Below are 17,525 nucleotides of genomic sequence, written 5' to 3'. Positions count from 1 at the left end.
GCGGTGGCGGTGGAGCCGACGGTGGCGGCGGCGATATTCCCGACTACCGCGAGGAGACGTCGCTCTACGCGGCAATTCCGTCGATGACGCTATTGTACGGACGCAGCCTGCTCGACACGCTGCATGAACGCGTGGGCGAGGAGGAGGACGAACGCTTCCGCGCCAATCCCGAGAACGCCAGGGTCGGATGGGGCCGCGTGCTTGGGGTCAACGGCGTGCATCAGGGCGACAGCCTTGGTGTGCTCGGCGGCGCGGCCGGCCCGCACTTTTCCTACAGCTTCCTGGCATTGCAGGCCGGCATGGATTTCTATCGACACGACCATCCCGATGGTTCCCGCGACCAGGCGGGGGCGTATTTTGCGGTTGGCAGCGCGTGGGGAAGGGTCAGCCATTTCGATGGCCAGATGGGTGACAGCGACTTCGCGGCCTACACGCTCGGTGGCTACTGGACACATTTCGGGCCGACCGGCTGGTACATCGACTCGATCCTGCAAGGCACGTTCTACGACATCACGAGCAGCGCAAATCGCGGCATTCCGGCGCTGAAGACCGGCGCTCAGGGTGGGGCTGCGTCGGTGGAAGGCGGCTATCCCTTCAAGTTCGCCGGCGGCTTCTTCATCGAGCCGCAGGCGCAACTGGTGTATCAGAACATCCACATCAACGACGCCAGCGACATCGCGGCGCAAATCCGCTTTGCGGACGTGGATTCGCTCGCCACCCGGATCGGTGCCCGATTTGGCCGAACATGGGCGGTCGATGACAGTCCGCGTACGCTGACGGCCTGGATCCGTCCGAGCCTGTGGAACGAATTCCTCGGCAACCCGAAAACGTTGTTCTCGTCGGACACCGGCTTCGTTCCGTTCCAGGCCAGCCTCGGCGGCCTGTGGGGCGAGATCAATGCCGGCATCAGCGGACAGGTCACGTCGACCACGTCGCTTTATGCCAACGCTTCCTATCAGAGCCGGTTTGACGGTGGCGGCTTCTCTTACAGCGGAAAAGCCGGACTGCGCGTTAACTGGTAGCGCGCGAGGGCGTGACGCCGGCCCAGACGGGGTCGGCGAAACGCACGCGCGCAGGCATAGCGGACGAGGCGATGCCTAACAGACCCTCACGCTTTGCTGAACATATGCGTAACCGTTCCAAACGTTTCGCGTCTGATAGCAGGAGTTGTAGGCCGTCGCGGCTCCGATGGCTGCGCCAGTCGCCAAACCGGCTGCGGCAGCTCCGGCGCCCCAACCGCCTCCATAGTAACGGCCACCGCGATAATATCCGCGGCCGGCCCAACGCGCGCCGCCGCCGTGCCAGCCACCGCCATGCCATCGCGTGCCGCCGCCGTGCCAACCAGGCCGCATTCCTCCGCCGTGGAAGTGAGCCGCTCGAGCGCCGGCTCCGGGCCGGGCCTGTGCGTCATAGGGAAGTATCATTGCTGCAGATGCGATGAAGCTGAGAACCAGCAAAGCCTTGGTTGGTCGCATTTCCGGACTCCTTACAAGGGTGTCCCGATCAATCCCGCTGAACGAGCTTCGTTCCGTTGGTTCAACTACGTGTCACGCTGGCACAAACTGCATGTTCAGAACCGAATGCACGTCCAAAGCAGCGCGTCGCGGCTTCGGAGGCAAGCGCAGCGAGCGCCAATGCCGAGCTCGATCCTTTGGACCTCGGCTGCGCAAGGCAGGTACGAACGTGTTCGTACCTTGATGACCTCCCCGCGTGAAACAATGCTGATGCCCACGTGCCGGCGCAGCAGGATTGGCGGGCCGGTACGGCAGCTGGTCCACTACAGGGAGACGACCATGTGGAAGACAGGAGTGCTTGGCGCGCTGGTTTTACTCGTCGCGGTTCCGGCAAATGCGGCTCCGAAGAATAGTGGCAAGAATGTCGATGCAATTCGTGCTGAATGCTTCAGGCAGGCGAATGAAGCCGCTGCCGCCGGCGGTGCGAACATGACAAGCGGGGCGACTGCCGCCCGAAACTCGGCGGGCTATTCCGCCTATCGGGATTGCGCGCGGAAGAACGGCATTCGCCCGTAAGCATCGCTTTGGTTTCCGCTAACCCATGGAAGGCCGCCTTCGGGCGGTCTATTCCATGCGCAGTGAAAAACGACGACGGCGGCATGGCCGTCGAAAGCTGAAGATGCCGCCTGAGCGGCGCCGAAACTGCAGGGAACGTCAGCTTGCGGCGAGAGCCTGGGCTTTGCGCAATCCGGTCATGAGAACGTCGACAACCTGATCGGCGGCTCCGTTGCGGCGCAAGAAGCCGGCCGGATCATCGGCCAACGCTTTGTACCGCGACATTCCTTTCAAGGCTGCTTGGGTCGCATCGCGGCGTCCCAGCTCTGTATTCGCCATCGCGATCAATAGTTGGCTGAATCCGGAATCGCGCAACGATGCCGTCTCGGCGACGTCGAGCATCTGCTTGTATTCACCCTTCAAGTAAAGGTCGACCGCGATGAAATGAAGATACCAGGCTGGCGGATGCAACGTGCGCTCGACGGCGCGTTTGAGCATCGGCACGCCTTCCGAGAAGTTCCCGCGGATGGCAAGACGCCAGCCGAATTGGGCGAGGATGTCGGGATCGTTGGGGTTGAGGTCGATCGCCAGATGGCTGATGCGATCACTATCGGCGTAACGTCCCGTGAAATGGTAGGCCGCAGCCAGGGCCTTCAGCGCCAGGGGACTGTTCGGCTGCAGGGCGATGGCGCGCGACGTTGCGTCAAGGGCCTTGTCATACTCCGTTTGCGGATTGCCGTCGGCTGAATAGCCCAACCGTCCGGCGTCGAGATGCAGCCATCCAAGCATGGCCCATGAATCGCTATACTGCGGATCCCGCTGAACGGTTTGCTGAAGACACTGCATGGCCGGATCGAAGTCGACGCGCCGGAAAGTGCTGCGATAGGCCTGAGCGCGCAGGACGCACAGATAGCTTTCCATATTCCGCGGTGGGGCCGCGCGAATGTCGTTTCTAACCACGCCGTAGGATTGGCCGACGACGGTTGCGATTTCGCTTGCGAGCTCGCGCTGGACATTCATGAGCGACTGGGGATCGAACGGTCGAGCATATGTCCGCATCCATACGATCTCGTCGTTCTCGGCGTTGAAGACGGTCGTTGTGACTTGCACTTCTTCGGCGCTCGTTTGAACGCTTCCACGGACGACATAGGAAGCACCGAGAGGACGACCAGTTTGGGGCGCTTCGTCGCCTTTTGCGGAGGACCCGTTCGGGGGCGACGTGTAGAGCCGGAATCCTCCGAATCGAAACAGGTTGCTGGTCAGTTCCTGTCCCATGCCGATGGCGAAGAGCCGCGCGTTCTCCCCGGAAGTTAGCGGCTCGAATGGCATCACCAGGACCGCGGGTTCGCGTGGCGTCATTGGGGACGGAGGCGCTCTTGCTGCAAGCCATATCCAAGCCACCATGCCGGCTGCCAGCGCGGCAGCGACGGGCGCATAGCGCCTGATGGCAAGTTTGGCCGTCCAATTCGCACGTGTAGCAGCAGTTGTCGAACGATCGTGGAGGTCGAGGGCTGGTTCGCGAGATGGAGCGTCGGCAATATGCATCTTGTGCCACTCAAAATGGGGCACATAGGAGCCTTTTGGAATTGTGATGCGTACCGGATCATCCCGGCCCGAATCCACGTAGTAGCTATCGAGGTCGCGGCGCAATCGTCGAGCTTCAAGACGGACGACAGGGTCAGCCTGGGGATCGAAAGAATGGTCGCGCCGAAACACGGCCAAGGCAATTGTGTAGCCCTTCAGGCTTTCAGCGCGGCCTGCAAGCGTCTCGTCGACAATGAAACGAAGGAAAGCTTGCCGCCGTTCGCTCGCCTGGAAATGCGGACTCGAGAGGATGCGGTCCAGCTCTTTCGCTACATGCGCCGGCGGCACCGCGGAATCATCACGACGCGGGACCTCGGATGAGCCGATGACGGCATCGTGAGCGAAGGGTACATCAGGCATCAACCGGCAACCCCAATCGTCGATCGACGGTAGGCCTTCCCAGTACATGTTGCAACTCGTAAGCGAAGCAAGCAGCCGGCGCTGACGCGACAGCTTTCAATCATCAGAACAATGAGTTCCCGACCGTAGCGACAGCTGGTCGCATCGGCCTTGAAGCCGTCGCGCCTGAGACAGCGCGCTCAACGAGCGTCGCGCCGTGTACGAACATGTTCGTACCTTGAAGCCCCGATGGACCAGCAGCAAAGGTCACGTCGGCCACAAGCGAGTTCATCATGGAGGCGTTCCGCGCGATTGTGACCCGCTTTCCGCTGCGCGAACTTGACATTCGGCGCTGCTTCAATCGCGACGCGCAGTTTAGAGCCATTTGCGCAGATTATGACGAAGCTGTGAAAGCGCTTCGTCGTTGGCAACAAGCGGCAAAGCAAGGCGACCGCGAAGGAAGTCGGAAGGCCGCGGATTACGAACGGCTTGTTGCCGAACTGGAAGCCGAGGCCCTGGTTCACCTGAACCGGCCGTGATCGAGGGGGCGTTCGCATAACTGGAGCAGTGCGTGAACGATACGATTCTTATCAACCTTTCGATATCAGGCGTGCTTGCCGCGGGCATGCTGCGTGGTGCGATCGGTCAGACACAGGACCTGCGCAGCGAGGCCGCCGAACCGACAAACACGCAATCGGCCGCAACGAGTAACTGGAGGCAACCTTCTTGAATATTGCCGAGAGACCGGTCGCGAGCGTGGACGAAACCGGCGCGTCAGACAGCGTCTTCATTCCCGGCGGCACGTTTCGCATGGGATCGGATCGGCATTATCCGGAAGAAGCGCCGTCCCACATGGTGAGCGTCGACGGGTTCTGGATCGACCGCACGCCGGTGACGAACCGGCAATTCAAGCAGTTCGTGCGTGCCACGGGCCACGTCACCTTCGCCGAGGTCGCTCCGGATCCCAAGGACTATCCGGATGCGCTCCCGCACATGCTCTTCACCGGCTCGCTGGTCTTCACGCCGCCGGATCACCCGGTCGATCTGCGCGACTACAGCCAATGGTGGACACTGCTCAAGGGCGCGAGCTGGCGGCATCCCTACGGCCCCAAGAGCAACATCAAATTGCTCGACGACCATCCGGTCGTCCATATCGCATACGCCGACGCGTTGGCCTACGCCCGATGGGCCGGCAAGGACCTGCCGACCGAAGCGGAGTGGGAGTTGGCTGCGCGCGGCGGCCTCGATGGTGCTGAATATGCCTGGGGCGATGAGTTAGTGCCGGGCGGCGTGCATCAAGCGAATACGTGGCAAGGTCACTTTCCGTTCGAGAACCGGTGCGAGGACGGCCATGCGCGCACTTCGCCTGTGATGGCCTATCCGCCGAACGGCTATGGCGTGTTCGACATGATCGGCAATGTCTGGGAGTGGACCAGCGACTGGTGGGCTCCGAAACACCGCGCCGATGCAAAGAAGGCTTGCTGCATTCCCCAGAACCCGCGGGGCGGCTGCGAGCATGACAGCCACGATCCGTCGCTGCCGCTCAGCAGGATACCGCGCAAGGTGATCAAGGGCGGCTCGCATCTCTGCGCGCCGAACTATTGCCGGCGCTATCGACCGGCGGCGCGCCATGCCGAGCCGATCGATACGTCGACCAGCCATCTCGGATTTCGCTGCATTACACGTTCAGGGAGAAAGTGATGACTGAGAAGACAACAGAAGCCGTTAGCCGCCGCAACCTGCTCGCGGCCTCCAGCTCGCTTGCCACCATTGCCGCCTTCTCGGCCATGGCGCCCGTCCAAACTGCGCAAGCGCAGGCGACCGCCCCGCAGCCGTCATCCTCTGCCGGTGGAGCAAAGCCGAACATCATCCTGATCCTGTCGGATGACTTTGGTTACGGGGACTCCGGCCCCTATGGCGGCGGTGAAAATCGTGGCATGCCCACCCCGAGCATCGATCGTCTCGCGAATGAAGGACTGCAATTCATGTCCTTCTATGCACAGCCGAGTTGCACGCCTGGACGTGCCGCGGTGCAAACCGGCCGGATTCCAAATCGCAGCGGTATGACGACCGTCGCGTTCCAGGGCCAGGGCGGCGGCATGCCGGCGGCGGAATGGACGCTTGCCTCGGTTTTGAAGACCGGCGGTTACAAAACGTTCTTCACGGGCAAATGGCACCTTGGCGAGGCCGACTATGCGTTGCCGAGCGCGCAAGGCTACGACGAGATGAAGTATGCCGGCCTTTATCATCTCAATGCCTACACCTACGCCGATCCGACCTGGTTTCCCGACATGGACCCCGAACTCCGGGCGATGTTCGAGAAGGTCACCAAAGGCGCACTTTCCGGAAATGCCGGGCAGCCGGCGAAGGAGGATTTCAAGATCAACGGCCAGTACGTCAACACGCCGGACAAGGGCGTGGTCGGCATTCCCTTCTTCGACGACTACGTCGAGAAGGCCTCGCTTGAGTATCTGGACCGCAACAAGTCATCGGGCCCGTTCTTCATGAGCATCAACTTCATGAAGGTGCACCAGCCCAACATGCCGGCGCCCGAATTCCAGGGCAAGTCGATGTCCAAGAGCAAGTACGCCGACTCTGTGGTCGAGAACGACACGCGGATCGGCCGTATCATGGACAAGGTGCGGTCCCTCGGCCTCGACAAGAACACCTATGTGTTCTGGACGACGGACAACGGCGCCTGGCAGGACGTCTATCCGGACGCCGGCTACACACCGTTCCGCGGCACCAAGGGCACGGTTCGCGAGGGCGGCAACCGCGTCCCGTCCCTTGCATGGGGCCCAGGCATCAAGGCCGGCACGAAGAATTCCGACATCGTCGGCGGCCTCGATTACATGGCAACCTTCGCAAAGCTCGCCGGCGTGAAGCTGCCGGAGAACGATCGCGAGGGTAAGCCCATCATCTTCGACAGCATCGACATGTCGCCGATCCTGTTCGGAACCGGGAAGCCCGAGCGCAAGAACTGGTTCTATTTCACGGAATCCGAGCTCTCGCCTGGCGCAGCCCGTGTCGGCAACTACAAGGCGGTGTTCAATCTGCGCGGCGACAACGGCGCAAAGACCGGCGGTCTGGCGGTCGACAGCAACCTCGGCTGGAAGGGACCGGAGTCCTATGTGGCGACCGTTCCGCAGGTCTTCGATCTCTGGCAGGACCCGCAGGAGCGCTACGACATCTTCATGAACAACTACACCGAGCACACGTGGTCCTTGGTTTCGATCAATGCCGCGATCAAGGATCTGATGCAGACCTATGTGAAGTATCCGCCACGGAAGATTCAGAGCGAGACCTACGCGGGACCGATCACCATCCAGCAATATGAGCGCTTCGCGTTCTTCAGGGATCAACTCGCCAAGGACGGCTTCCAGATCGGCTTGCCCACAGGCAACTGATCGATGCAAATGGAGCGGCCCCCACTCTCGGGGGTCGTTCCTCTCTGAATGGCTGACGTGGAGGACGGAGATTCGTGAACGGAAGCTTGGTTGACCGCCGTACGATCCTGGCCGGACTGCTGGTGTCGGCGGCCACGCTGTCGGTCTCCGGCCGTATCGCACGCGCGCAGAGTGATCCTCTCCCGTCCTGGAATGAAGGCCGGTCGAAGCAGTCGATCCTTGACTTCGTCGCCGCGGTGACGCGGGAAGGCACGCCGGATTTCGTGCCGGTGCCGGAGCGCATCGCGACATTCGACAATGACGGCACGCTCTGGTGCGAGCAGCCGATGTATGTGCAGCTTGCATTTGCGCTGGACCGGGTAAAGGCGCTGGCGGGCCAGCATCCGGAATGGAAGCGGAAGCGGTCGTTCAAGGCGGTTCTCGACAACGACATCGCCGCGCTGGCCAAGGCCGGCGAGAAGGGCCTTGTCGAACTGGTCATGGCGACCCATGCCGGCATGACAACGGCCGAGTTCGCGCAGATCGCCGGCGACTGGATCAAGTCGGCACACCATCCGAAGTTCAACCGGCCTTATACCGACCTCGTCTACCAGCCTATGCTGGAACTGCTCGCCTATTTGCGCGCCAATGGCTTCAAGACCTTCATCGTCTCGGGCGGCGGCATCGAGTTCATGCGGCCATGGAGCGAGCGGGTCTATGGCATCCCGCCCGAGCAGGTCGTGGGATCGAGCATCAAGACGAAGTTCGAGATCGACAAGGGGAAGCCGACACTGATCCGTCTGCCGGCGATCGATCTCGTCGATGACGGACCCGGCAAGCCGGTCGGCATCAACTCGCATATCGGCCGACGTCCGGTCGCGGCCTTCGGTAACTCAGACGGCGACTTCCAGATGCTGCAATGGGCGACGCAATCGCCCGGCAAGCGTTTCGGCCTGATCGTGCATCACACCGACGCCGAACGAGAATATGCATACGATCGCAAGTCCGCGTTCGGCAAACTCGACAAGGCGCTCGACGCGGCGAGCTCCAATGGCTGGATCGTTGTCAGCATGAAGGACGACTGGAAACGCATGTTCCGCTTTGAATAGAAGCCGAATGATTGCGTAGGCATCGCCGACGCCCGGCGCGGCCGAGCACGCCAGCGCCGCCGGTGATGCAAGCGAGACGAAGAACGAGGAGGCATCATGACACGACTTCTTCCAGGATTGCGCCGGCTCACCATTGCGAACGCGGCGCTGGCGGTTGGTCTGATGCTCGGAGGCTCGGCATACGCGCAGACACCCGCGGACCAGAAGCCGGCACAAGACCAGGCTGCCGCGCCGGCGCCGGCCCCGACAGCCAGCAAGCTTCCGAACGGACAGATCGAGCAACTGGTCGCGCCGATCGCGCTCTATCCGGACGCGCTGCTGTCGCAGATCCTGATGGCGTCGACCTATCCGTTGGAAGTCGTCGAGGCGGCGCGCTGGTCGCAAGACAACAAGACCGTCACCGGCAAGGCGCTCGAAGACGCCATGCAGAAGCAGTCGTGGGATCCGAGCGTCAAGGCCCTCGCGGCGGTGCCGCAGGTTCTTCAGATGATGAACGACAAGCTCGACTGGACCCAGCAGCTTGGCGATGCCTTCCTCGCGCAGGAGCAGGACGTGATGAGCGCCGTGCAGACCCTGCGCCAGCGCGCCGAGGCTGCGGGCAATCTCAAGTCGACGCCGCAGCAGAAGGTGATAAAGAGCGCGCCTCCCGCCGGTGTGACCGCGCCCTCCGGCATGCAGCAGGCGATCTCGATCGAGCCGGTCGATCCCGACCAGTATTACGTCCCGGTCTACGATCCCGGCGTCGTCTACGGGGCCTGGGATTATCCCGACTACCAGCCGTTCTATTGGTCTCCGCCAGGCTATGTCGCCGCGGGCGTGATCGGCTTCACCGCCAGCGTGGCCGTCGGCGCTGCGATCTGGGGCGGCTGCAACTGGTGGGGCCGCAACGTCTACGTCAACGTCAACCGCTATAACCAGTTCAACCGCACCAACATCAGAAACACCAATTGGGCCCACAATCCGGCGCATCGCGGCGGCGTTGCCTATCGCGATGCCGGCGTGGCGAGGCGGTTCGGCAGCGGCAATACCCCCGCCGCGCGCGAGGCGCTGCGCAATCGCACCGGTGCTCGCGGCGGCAGGATCTCGAATGCGGGGGCCGGCCGGGCCAGGACCGCGGTCTCGCAACGCGGCGGCAATCGCGGTGCAAGCGTATCCCGCCGGGCCAGCAGCCGGAACGTCACCCGCGCCCATACGCGCGCGGGCAATCGCGCCGCGATCTCGCACAGGAGCGTCACGCACACCCGCGCCAGCGGACGCATCGGTGGCGGCCGGCCGGCCGCGATCCGCGGTGGCGGCATGCGGGCCGGCGTCGGCGGTTTCCATCGCGGCGGTGGCGGCGGCATGCGTGCTGGCGGCGGCTTCCGCGGAGGCGGCTTCCACGGAGGTGGCCGCCGGCGCTGAGTGGCGTGATTGCTATTCGGGGAATTCCATGCGAGATCGCCAAACGGCGTGACCCACCAGGATGCGACCGTCGCAGGTGGCGGTCTATCGCGACCACCGGCTCCCGGTCCCAGCGATTCGACATATCCTTGTGCGGATGAAATCCTGGTTGAACTTACGTGCTCCAAGGGCCATGAAATCTCCGGCGCGCCGTAGACACTTGAATCCCAAACACGAGGCAGGAACCTGGCCGGCTGCGAGCTCGTTTGCTCCGGCAGGCTTTTTTAGTTCGTGCCGACGATTGGCACCGTATTGTGCGAGCAATTCCGCGCCTGAAGGAGGCGTCAAACATGGCCAGGAAATTCAAGGTCGGCGATCACGTCAGCTGGAATTCCGAGGCCGGCCGCGTCTCGGGCACCATCATTGCGGTTCACACCCGCGATTTCGACTACAAGGGGCACACCCACCGCGCCTCGGAGGCCGATCCGCAGTACGAGATCAAGAGCGACAAGACCGATCACGTCGCGGCCCACAAGGGCAGCGCGCTGCATCATGCGTAGCAAAGACGCGGCGCTTCCGTTCTTCACGATCGGTCATTCCACCCGCAGCCTCGAGGATTTCATCGCTGTCCTCGGCGCGGCCAATATCGAGCGTATCGTCGACATCCGAACCGTGCCGCGGTCGCGCACCAACCCGCAGTTCAACAAGGACACGCTGCCCACGTCGCTCAAGGCTGCTGATATCTCGTATGAGCATCTGGCCGATCTCGGCGGGCTCCGCGGCAAGGCGCGAAGCGTGGCGCCGTCCGTCAATGGATTCTGGAGCAACGAGAGTTTTCACAACTACGCCGACTATGCGTTGTCGCCGCAGTTTCGTGCAGCGCTCCAGCATCTGCGCGACGAGGGCCATGAGCGACGCTGCGCGATGATGTGCTCGGAAGCGGTGTGGTGGCGCTGCCACCGCCGCATCGTGGCAGACTATCTCATCGCGTCGGGCGAGACCGTCCTCCACATCATGGGGGAGGGCCGCCTCGAGCCCGCCCGCCTCACCGAAGGTGCCGTGGTACAGAGCGACGGCACGGTGGTCTATCCGGCTACGGGGCAGCTGGATTTATGAGGGGATGGCGAAGCTTGTCCACCAGCTTCCAGTGATGCCGAGAAATCAACGCTCCAGTCTTTTCTTGGTCGCGCGAAGGATGTCGTCCGCAAGCTTCGGATCATTCACGGCGCGGGCGAGTACGAGCGCTCCGACCAGCAAGGCAAGGGTTGCAGCCGCGCGCTCATCGCGTTGGCGCTGCTTGATCTCCGAGCCCATTCGGTCACCGAGCCATCCAACCATGCCGCGCACTCCGGCTGTGAAACGTTCGCGCACGCCTTGGCTCTGGCGCTGCATTTCAGAGCCCAAAGCTGCGAACGGGCAGCCGCTCCCCGGGTCGTCCCGATGTATTTTCGAGAGGTATTCCGAAAAATAGTTGCCGAGAGTAGGCACCTCATCCAGTTCCTGGCCCTTGACAGCTATCGCGTCGGCCACGGCTTCCTCGACAAGCCGCTCCTTGGAACCGAACTGACTGTAAAGGCTGCCGTGGGTCATCCCCGCCGCTTCAGCCAGCGCGTCGACGCCCACTCCGGAGATGCCGCGCTCTCTCAATAGGCGCGATGCGGACTTGAGAATTCGGTCGCGGTTCTCGGCCGCTTTTTCCTTTGAAACACGCATGCCGCAGATATGGCGCCAGACCCGGCCCTTGACAAGTATAATTACGATCGTCATCTATTCTAAAGATTGCGATCGTAATCAAACGGCCGGAACTGAACTACTGCAACGAACAGATGCCGGGTTGCGAGCAGGTTGATCGTGCTGCGCCGTCCATCGCCAGGAGAAAGAGATGACCAGACCTACCGGGAAGATCGCGCTCGTTACGGGCGCCTCGTCGGGCATCGGCGAGGCCACGGCGGAGCGACTCGCCAGAGCCGGTTACGTCGTCTACGGCACCAGCAGACGTGGAGCCCAGCCTGGCAAGCGGTCGTTCGAGATGCTGTCCCTCGACGTAACCAGCGATGCTTCCGTGGAAGCAGCCGTCGGCGAAGTGCTGAAGCGAGATGGCCGCATCGATCTCCTCGTCAACAACGCAGGGATTGGTGTGGCTCCCGCTGGAGCGGAAGAGAGCTCGATCGAGCAGGCCCGATCCATCTTCGAGACGAACTTTTTCGGGCTGGTGCGGATGACCCGCGCCGTCGTGCCCCACATGCGGCGCCAGGGTAGCGGTCGCATCATCAACATCGGTTCCGTTCTTGGCTTCCTTCCGATGCCGTATGGCGCGCTCTATGCCGCGACCAAGCATGCGGTCGAGGGTTACTCGGAATCGCTCGACCATGAACTCCGCACGCGGGGTATCCGGGTCTCGGTCATCGAGCCGGCCTATACGAAGACACCATTCGACGCGAACTTCGCGGCACCGGACGCCAAGCTCGATGCGTATCGCGAGGCTCGCGAAGGCGTCGACAAGCGGGTGAACGAGGTGATGGCGACCGCCGAGCCACCTGGCGTCGTTGCCGACACCGTGCTGGAGGTGGCCACTGCGGCGCACCCGAAGGTCCGATACCCGGCCGGTCGTCTCGCGAAGCGCCTGCGGTTTCTTCGCAGGTTCGCGCCTGCGAGCCTGGTGGACGCCGGGATTCGAAAGGACCTGCGACTTGACGCGCCGTCGGTTTCGCGGCCCCTCAGCAAGGCGCGAGCTTTCTGAAACCACCAGGCTCGATGCGAGAACCCAAGGTCCAGCCCAGGACCCCGGACATAGGAACCATGAGAGCACTTGTCTTCAAACGTTACGGCAAGCCGGACCAGGTCGGGTTCGCCGATCAGTCCCGACCGAAGCCACGGCCGGATGAAATTCTTGTTCAGGTTCATACGGCTGGCCTGAATCCTATCGACAACATGATTCCAAAGGGGACGTTCAAACCCATCCTTCGGTTTAAGCTGCCGGCCACGCTGGGCAGCGACGTGGCAGGCGTCGTGGTGGAGATTGGAAGCCGCGTGACCCGCTTCAAGCCAGGTGACGAGGTCTTCGCCAGTATCTTCGACCTGGGGACAGGCACCCTTGCTGAGTTTGCCGTCGTGCCCGAGAGCGCGGCCGCCCTCAAGCCGCCAAATCTCGACTTCGTGCAAGCCGCCTCGATCCCGATGGTCGGACTGACGTCGTGGCAGGCGCTCAAGGAGCGTGCGCGCCTCAAGCCCGGCCAGAAGGTGTTCATTCCCGCAGGCTCCGGCGGGATTGGTACATTCGCGATCCAGGTCGCAAAATATCTGGGAGCCAAGGTCGGGACGACAACCAGCACCGGGAACGTTGGCCTGGTCCGGAGCCTCGGCGCTGACGAGGTGATTGACTACACGAAGCAGCAGTTTGAGGATGTGCTGCGGGACTACGATGCGGTGCTTGGCACAGTCAGGGGTGACGCGATCGAGAAGTCGCTCCGGATTCTAAAGCCCGGAAGCGCCGTCGTCTCGCTCGTCGGGCCGCCGGATGCCGCATTTGCTCGTGCCAGAAGCATGAACTTCGTCCTGGTGCTCTTGTTCGGGTTGTTGAGCGGCAAGATCATTCGTCACGCCCGGAAGCGCGGCGTTGAATACTCGTTTCTGTTCGTACGTCCAGACGGCAGCCAACTGGCCGAACTCGGCGAGCTTCTCAAGGCGGAAACCATCCGGCCGGTGATCGACAAGGTATTCCCATTCGAACAGGCGAAGCAGGCGCTTGCGTATCTCGAGAAGGGGCGGTCCAGGGGAAAGGTCGTTGTCCAGATGAGATAATGGCGTTTGGGCACCATCCCTCACGTACGCATCACGCGGCTCACTCCGCGCTGCGTTTCCAATATCCGGTGCCGAGCTTGCCGGTGATGACGGCGGTCGAGTCGTGGATCTCGTAGGAGCCGCCGTCCGTGTAGTTCGCAAGTCCTCTCAGCGCATGCAGCGTCCAGCGGCCGTTGGCAAAGCTGACGGTGCCTTCGTGCGGGCGCGCGGCGCGGGAGGGCTCGGCGTGGAATTGGTAGGTGCCGTCGGCCATGATCCGCCAGATCCAGCGCGACTGGCCACGACCACCCGGCACCATGATCTCCCAGGTGCCGACCAGCGCGGGATCGATCGCGCCGGCTGCTGTCGCCGATGGCGCCGACAATGCGGCGGCTACCGGCGCAGCGTTCGCCTGTTTCGTGGCGGCGGCGTCGGCGGGCGGAGCGGCCACGAGGTAGATCGCCTTGCGTGACAGCGAGCCGTACACAAACGGCTGCTGCGCGTTGCGCGTCGCCTCCATCACGTCGTCGCGGACGTTGCGGAACATGAAGGTGACCTCGACGCCCGGCGTCTCGATGTTGCGGAGCAGCGCCGCGGCGAACGGGCTGTTGCGGTCGTCACCGTCGAGCGCGGTGGTGCCGTCGCGCGCGGCATAGGCGACCAGCACATTGCCGACCGGCTCGATGCGGCCGAGCCCGCTGCCGGCGGCGGCGCGGGTGGCGAGCGAGCGGCTCATCTTCGCCGCGAACGGATTGTTGCGACAGGCATCGAGGATGACGAGGCCGAGGCTTGTGGTGTTGGAGACCTGCAGCATCACGCTTTGCAGGCTGATCGCTTCATTGGCGGCGTCGGTATCGCGCTTCAGCTCGGCATCGACCGGGATCAGCCAGTTGTCGCCGTTGATCTCCATGCCATGGCCGGCGAAGTACACCGCCGCCATGTCGGCGCCGGCGGCATTGCGTCCGAATGCGATCAGGCCGCGCCGCATCTCGTCGAAGCCGGCATTGGTGATGAGCGTCACCGCAAAGCCGAGGCGCTTCAGCGCGGCGGCGATATCGCCGGCATCATTCGGCGGATTGGACAGTGCCGGCACGCTTTTGTAGGCACCATTGCCGATCACCAGCGCCACCCGCTTGCCGTCGGCCGCAGCCGGCAAGGCGAAGCCCGCCAGCGCCGCGGCAACGGCCAGTCCCGAGACAAACGCGCGGCGATTCATGCTGGCCCCGATCGGAGGTGACGGGTGCATGGTAGCGTAGCGGGCGCGACGCGGCCACGGAAATGGTGCGCGATCAGGCCGCCTGCTTCGGCGTCCAGACGCCGGCCGGCACCGGCTCGGCCGGCAACAAACTGGCGCCGGCTGCGCCCGCGATCGACATCGTGATCTCGTGGATGTCCTGCACCGACCGCTGCATCGAGAAGCGCGGATAAAGCTCGCGCAAGGTGGTCGCGGCCGCCGCCTGCGCTGCCGAGGGATCGGCCAGCACGGCCTCGACGGCGGCGGCGATGCTCATCGCGTCCTGGCCGAAGCTGAAGCGGGCGAGATGCGGCATCTCCGCGGCCGAGAAGCGGTTGGCGTCGAACACCGGCACGGTGCCGGCGCCGAGCGCGAAGAACACCCGGTCATGCACCGACAAGTCGATATTGGGATTGAGTGAGACCGCGGCAAGGTAGCTGCCGAGGCCTTCGCGCATCGCATCGAAGGTCATCGCGCCGAGCACGCGGGCCGGACGTCCGCTGACGTCGAGATCGCTCCAGCCGCCGCCGATGAAATCGACCGGATAGTCGGCGAGTACGGTGCCCACCTCGCGGGTGCGCACGCCTCGTGTGTAGTTGTCGAGCCGGGTCAGGATCACGTTGAACAGGTCGCCGCCGGGCTTCAGATAGACCAGATGCTGCTCGGCGACGTCGACGATGATCTTCGGAAATGCGCCGCAGGTCTTGCCGCGCGCCTCGGCGATCGCATCGAACAGCAGCGCGAACAGTTTTGGCGGCATCATCTTGCGCCAGCCGCGCTCGAGCGCCAGCGGATTCCAGCCGGACTTGGCGAAGATCAGCCGGCCGTTGCGCTGCTCGGGCGGCAGGCCGCCGAAGAAGCCGGGATCGGGAATGCCCATATGAGTCGCGAACACGGCGCCGTTGGCCCCCAGATGATCGCGGTTGAAGGCGGCATGGTCCGAAAACACGTAGCCATGCGCGGTGTAGCGGCTCTCGAGCCCGTGACGCCTGGCGAAATAGCAGGGATGATCGCAGAACCAGGTGAAGACCGGGATCTGGGCGACGTCCCAGAACAGTCTGCCGTCCTTGGTGTGGATATCGAGCCCAATGCCGGAGAAGCCGAGCGCCATGGCCTCGGCACGCCGCGGCAGCAGGGCGTTGAGCCGGGCCGAGAAATCCGGCGCCAGCAGATCGAGCATCCTGACCTCGTGCCCGAGCCGGTCGAGCTCGGCGGCCGCCATCGCCAGGATGCCGCGCAGCGAATCATAGGTGGTGTTGCTGGAATACAGGACGCAGATCACGGACATGGGACCTCCGCGCTTGATGGTGTGGCTGCTCGCGCGGGCATTTCCGTCGCCTTGCATGCTGTCAGTTGAACGGCGGAGCCGGCCGTTCCGGGCTCGGAATTATCCTGATGGGCGGATTTATTTCGCCGGAAACGGCCATGCCGCCACGTTGAAGCTTCGTCGGGCGCCGTCGCGATCCGACATGAGGGCGAGAGCGCATGCAGCTTGATGGCTTCGACGTCGTCGTGGTGGGGGCCGGCTTCTTCGGCGCCGTGATCGCCGAGCAGGTGGCGAGCAGACTCGGCCGCTCCGTCTGCGTGCTCGACCGCCGTCCGCATATCGGCGGCAACGCCTATTCGGAGCTCGACCCCGACAGCGGCGTCGAGGTGCATCGCTACGGCACGCATATCTTCCACACCAATTCCGAGACCGTCTGGCGCTATCTGCACCGCTTCACCGAGTTCACCGGGTACCGTCACCGCGTCTTCACGGTGACGAAGGGCCGCGTCTATTCGATGCCGATCAACCTTGCGACCGTGTGTGCGGCGTTCGGGCGCGCCATGACGCCGGACGAGGCCCGCGTCGTGATCGCGGCGGAGGCGGCCGCGCACGGCGCCGCGGGGATCGGCAATCTCGAGGACAAGGCAATCGCCTCGGTCGGCCGCACGCTCTACGATCTCTTGATCCGCGGCTATACGCAGAAGCAGTGGCAGACCGATCCGCGTGAGCTTCCGGCCGACATCATCGGCCGCCTGCCGGTCCGCTTCACGTTCGACGATCGCTACTTCGCCGATCGCTATGAGGGCATGCCGCTCGACGGCTACACCGCCATCTTTCGCCGGATGCTCGATCATCCCAGGATCGCGGTCCACCTCGGCGTCGACTATTTCGACGTCGCCGACCGCATCAATCCGCGGCAGCTCGTGGTCTATACCGGTCCGATCGACCGCTTCTTCGGCTATGCCTGCGGCCATCTCGGCTGGCGCACCGTCGACTTCGCGCGCGAGGTGCACGACGTCGCCGACTACCAGGGCGCCGCGGTCATCAACTATGCCGACGCCGAGGTGCCGTACACCCGCGTCCACGAGTTCAGGCATCTGCATCCGGAGCGCGCGCATGCCGAAGCGCGGACGACGATCTACCGCGAATATTCCCGCTTCGCGGGCCGCAGCGACGAGCCGTATTACCCGATCAACACCGTCGCCGACCGCGCCATGCTCGCGTCCTATCACGCCATGACGGCGTCGCATCCCAACGTCATTTTCGGTGGCCGGCTCGGCTCCTACAAATATCTCGACATGCACCAGGCGATCGGCGCGGCGCTGAAGACGTTCGAGCTCGAGGTCGAGCCGTTCTTCGCCCAGCAAGGCATGCACCCGCGTGACGCGGCCGCGCGCCGCGAAGTCTTGTCGCCCTTGCCGGCGTGATCTAATCCTG

At 63.5% G+C, this 17,525-nt stretch carries 17 protein-coding genes; 13 read left to right on the top strand and 4 right to left on the bottom strand.

The window, feature by feature from the left end; all coding sequences use genetic code 11:
* Both J6525_RS24440 and J6525_RS24435 read left to right on the top strand, forming a co-directional pair.
* Positions 1-1,022: autotransporter family protein (locus J6525_RS24440; protein WP_225646613.1), on the top strand; the 1,022-nt coding region annotated here is incomplete at its 5' end.
* Between the two features lie 771 nt (positions 1,023-1,793).
* Positions 1,794-2,030 (top strand): hypothetical protein, encoded by a 237-nt coding sequence (locus J6525_RS24435; RefSeq protein ID WP_125459201.1) that lies wholly within the window; start codon positions 1,794-1,796, stop codon positions 2,028-2,030.
* A 138-nt stretch (positions 2,031-2,168) separates the two neighbouring features.
* On the opposite strand, the gene J6525_RS24430 is transcribed toward J6525_RS24435, so the two are convergent.
* Entirely contained in the window at positions 2,169-4,001 is a 1,833-nt protein-coding gene (locus J6525_RS24430; protein ID WP_225646612.1) for a tetratricopeptide repeat protein, read from the bottom strand.
* 224 nt (positions 4,002-4,225) lie between these two features.
* Here J6525_RS24430 and J6525_RS24425 point away from each other — a divergent pair, with 224 nt between their 5' ends.
* The 8 genes from J6525_RS24425 (at position 4,226) to J6525_RS24390 (ending at position 10,923) form a co-directional block, all read left to right on the top strand.
* Positions 4,226-4,471 (top strand): hypothetical protein, encoded by a 246-nt coding sequence (locus J6525_RS24425; protein ID WP_225646611.1) that lies wholly within the window; start codon positions 4,226-4,228, stop codon positions 4,469-4,471.
* A gap of 32 nt (positions 4,472-4,503) precedes the next feature.
* Positions 4,504-4,662 carry a hypothetical protein gene (locus tag J6525_RS24420; protein WP_225646610.1) on the top strand — a complete coding sequence of 53 codons (159 nt, stop codon included), beginning with the start codon at positions 4,504-4,506 and terminating at the stop codon, positions 4,660-4,662.
* A complete protein-coding gene (locus J6525_RS24415; RefSeq protein ID WP_225646609.1) occupies positions 4,659-5,633 on the top strand; it encodes a formylglycine-generating enzyme family protein in 975 nt (324 codons plus the stop codon). Before J6525_RS24420 ends, J6525_RS24415 begins: the two co-directional genes overlap by 4 nt.
* Complete coding sequence (locus tag J6525_RS24410; RefSeq protein ID WP_225646608.1) at positions 5,633-7,339, top strand: arylsulfatase; 1,707 nt, start codon at positions 5,633-5,635, stop codon at positions 7,337-7,339. Before J6525_RS24415 ends, J6525_RS24410 begins: the two co-directional genes overlap by 1 nt.
* Before the next feature lie 74 nt (positions 7,340-7,413).
* A complete protein-coding gene (locus tag J6525_RS24405; RefSeq protein WP_225646607.1) occupies positions 7,414-8,427 on the top strand; it encodes an HAD family hydrolase in 1,014 nt (337 codons plus the stop codon).
* A 96-nt stretch (positions 8,428-8,523) separates the two neighbouring features.
* Entirely contained in the window at positions 8,524-9,828 is a 1,305-nt protein-coding gene (locus tag J6525_RS24400) for a DUF3300 domain-containing protein (RefSeq protein ID WP_225646606.1), read from the top strand.
* Between the two features lie 329 nt (positions 9,829-10,157).
* A complete protein-coding gene (locus J6525_RS24395; RefSeq protein WP_038387511.1) occupies positions 10,158-10,367 on the top strand; it encodes a hypervirulence associated TUDOR domain-containing protein in 210 nt (69 codons plus the stop codon).
* Positions 10,360-10,923, top strand: a complete 564-nt coding sequence (locus J6525_RS24390; protein WP_092080317.1) for a DUF488 domain-containing protein — start codon at positions 10,360-10,362, stop codon at positions 10,921-10,923. The genes J6525_RS24395 and J6525_RS24390 overlap by 8 nt, the downstream gene beginning before the upstream one ends.
* Positions 10,924-10,968: 45 nt before the next feature.
* Here J6525_RS24390 and J6525_RS24385 read toward each other — a convergent pair whose 3' ends face one another.
* Positions 10,969-11,574: a TetR/AcrR family transcriptional regulator gene (locus tag J6525_RS24385; RefSeq protein ID WP_225646605.1), complete on the bottom strand. Its 606-nt coding sequence runs from the start codon at positions 11,572-11,574 to the stop codon at positions 10,969-10,971.
* 115 nt (positions 11,575-11,689) lie between these two features.
* Here J6525_RS24385 and J6525_RS24380 point away from each other — a divergent pair, with 115 nt between their 5' ends.
* Both J6525_RS24380 and J6525_RS24375 read left to right on the top strand, forming a co-directional pair.
* Complete coding sequence (locus J6525_RS24380) at positions 11,690-12,547, top strand: oxidoreductase (protein ID WP_225646604.1); 858 nt, start codon at positions 11,690-11,692, stop codon at positions 12,545-12,547.
* A 59-nt stretch (positions 12,548-12,606) separates the two neighbouring features.
* The gene (locus J6525_RS24375) at positions 12,607-13,608 is read left to right on the top strand and encodes an NADP-dependent oxidoreductase (RefSeq protein WP_225646603.1); all 1,002 of its coding nucleotides are present in this window, start codon (positions 12,607-12,609) and stop codon (positions 13,606-13,608) included.
* Positions 13,609-13,648: 40 nt separating this feature from the next.
* On the opposite strand, the gene J6525_RS24370 is transcribed toward J6525_RS24375, so the two are convergent.
* Positions 13,649-14,803: a caspase family protein gene (locus tag J6525_RS24370; protein ID WP_225646602.1), complete on the bottom strand. Its 1,155-nt coding sequence runs from the start codon at positions 14,801-14,803 to the stop codon at positions 13,649-13,651.
* A 73-nt stretch (positions 14,804-14,876) separates the two neighbouring features.
* A complete protein-coding gene (locus tag J6525_RS24365; protein ID WP_225646601.1) occupies positions 14,877-16,109 on the bottom strand; it encodes a CgeB family protein in 1,233 nt (410 codons plus the stop codon).
* Between the two features lie 197 nt (positions 16,110-16,306).
* On the opposite strand from J6525_RS24365, the gene glf reads away from it, so the two are divergent.
* The gene (gene glf / locus J6525_RS24360; protein WP_225646600.1) at positions 16,307-17,515 is read left to right on the top strand and encodes a UDP-galactopyranose mutase; all 1,209 of its coding nucleotides are present in this window, start codon (positions 16,307-16,309) and stop codon (positions 17,513-17,515) included.
* Positions 17,516-17,525 lie beyond the last annotated feature (10 nt).

The sequence above is a fragment of the Bradyrhizobium australafricanum genome (assembly GCF_020329495.1).
GTDB lineage: Bacteria > Pseudomonadota > Alphaproteobacteria > Rhizobiales > Xanthobacteraceae > Bradyrhizobium > Bradyrhizobium australafricanum.
The sequence above is the reverse complement of the archived record's forward strand: the minus strand, read 5'-3'. Positions and strand labels throughout refer to the sequence as shown.

What these genes read in the sequence shown, in the direction of transcription:
- J6525_RS24395 (WP_038387511.1), top strand. Translation starts at nt 10,158, where the DNA reads ATGGCCAGGAAATTCAAGGTCGGCGATCACGTCAGCTGGAATTCCGAG.
- J6525_RS24425 (WP_225646611.1), top strand. Translation starts at nt 4,226, where the DNA reads ATGGAGGCGTTCCGCGCGATTGTGACCCGCTTTCCGCTGCGCGAACTT.
- J6525_RS24375 (WP_225646603.1), top strand. Translation starts at nt 12,607, where the DNA reads ATGAGAGCACTTGTCTTCAAACGTTACGGCAAGCCGGACCAGGTCGGG.
- J6525_RS24380 (WP_225646604.1), top strand. Translation starts at nt 11,690, where the DNA reads ATGACCAGACCTACCGGGAAGATCGCGCTCGTTACGGGCGCCTCGTCG.
- J6525_RS24365 (WP_225646601.1), bottom strand. Translation starts at nt 16,109, where the DNA reads ATGTCCGTGATCTGCGTCCTGTATTCCAGCAACACCACCTATGATTCG.
- J6525_RS24400 (WP_225646606.1), top strand. Translation starts at nt 8,524, where the DNA reads ATGACACGACTTCTTCCAGGATTGCGCCGGCTCACCATTGCGAACGCG.
- J6525_RS24370 (WP_225646602.1), bottom strand. Translation starts at nt 14,803, where the DNA reads ATGAATCGCCGCGCGTTTGTCTCGGGACTGGCCGTTGCCGCGGCGCTG.
- J6525_RS24435 (WP_125459201.1), top strand. Translation starts at nt 1,794, where the DNA reads ATGTGGAAGACAGGAGTGCTTGGCGCGCTGGTTTTACTCGTCGCGGTT.
- J6525_RS24410 (WP_225646608.1), top strand. Translation starts at nt 5,633, where the DNA reads ATGACTGAGAAGACAACAGAAGCCGTTAGCCGCCGCAACCTGCTCGCG.
- J6525_RS24385 (WP_225646605.1), bottom strand. Translation starts at nt 11,574, where the DNA reads ATGACGATCGTAATTATACTTGTCAAGGGCCGGGTCTGGCGCCATATC.
- J6525_RS24430 (WP_225646612.1), bottom strand. Translation starts at nt 4,001, where the DNA reads ATGTACTGGGAAGGCCTACCGTCGATCGACGATTGGGGTTGCCGGTTG.
- J6525_RS24390 (WP_092080317.1), top strand. Translation starts at nt 10,360, where the DNA reads ATGCGTAGCAAAGACGCGGCGCTTCCGTTCTTCACGATCGGTCATTCC.
- glf (WP_225646600.1), top strand. Translation starts at nt 16,307, where the DNA reads ATGCAGCTTGATGGCTTCGACGTCGTCGTGGTGGGGGCCGGCTTCTTC.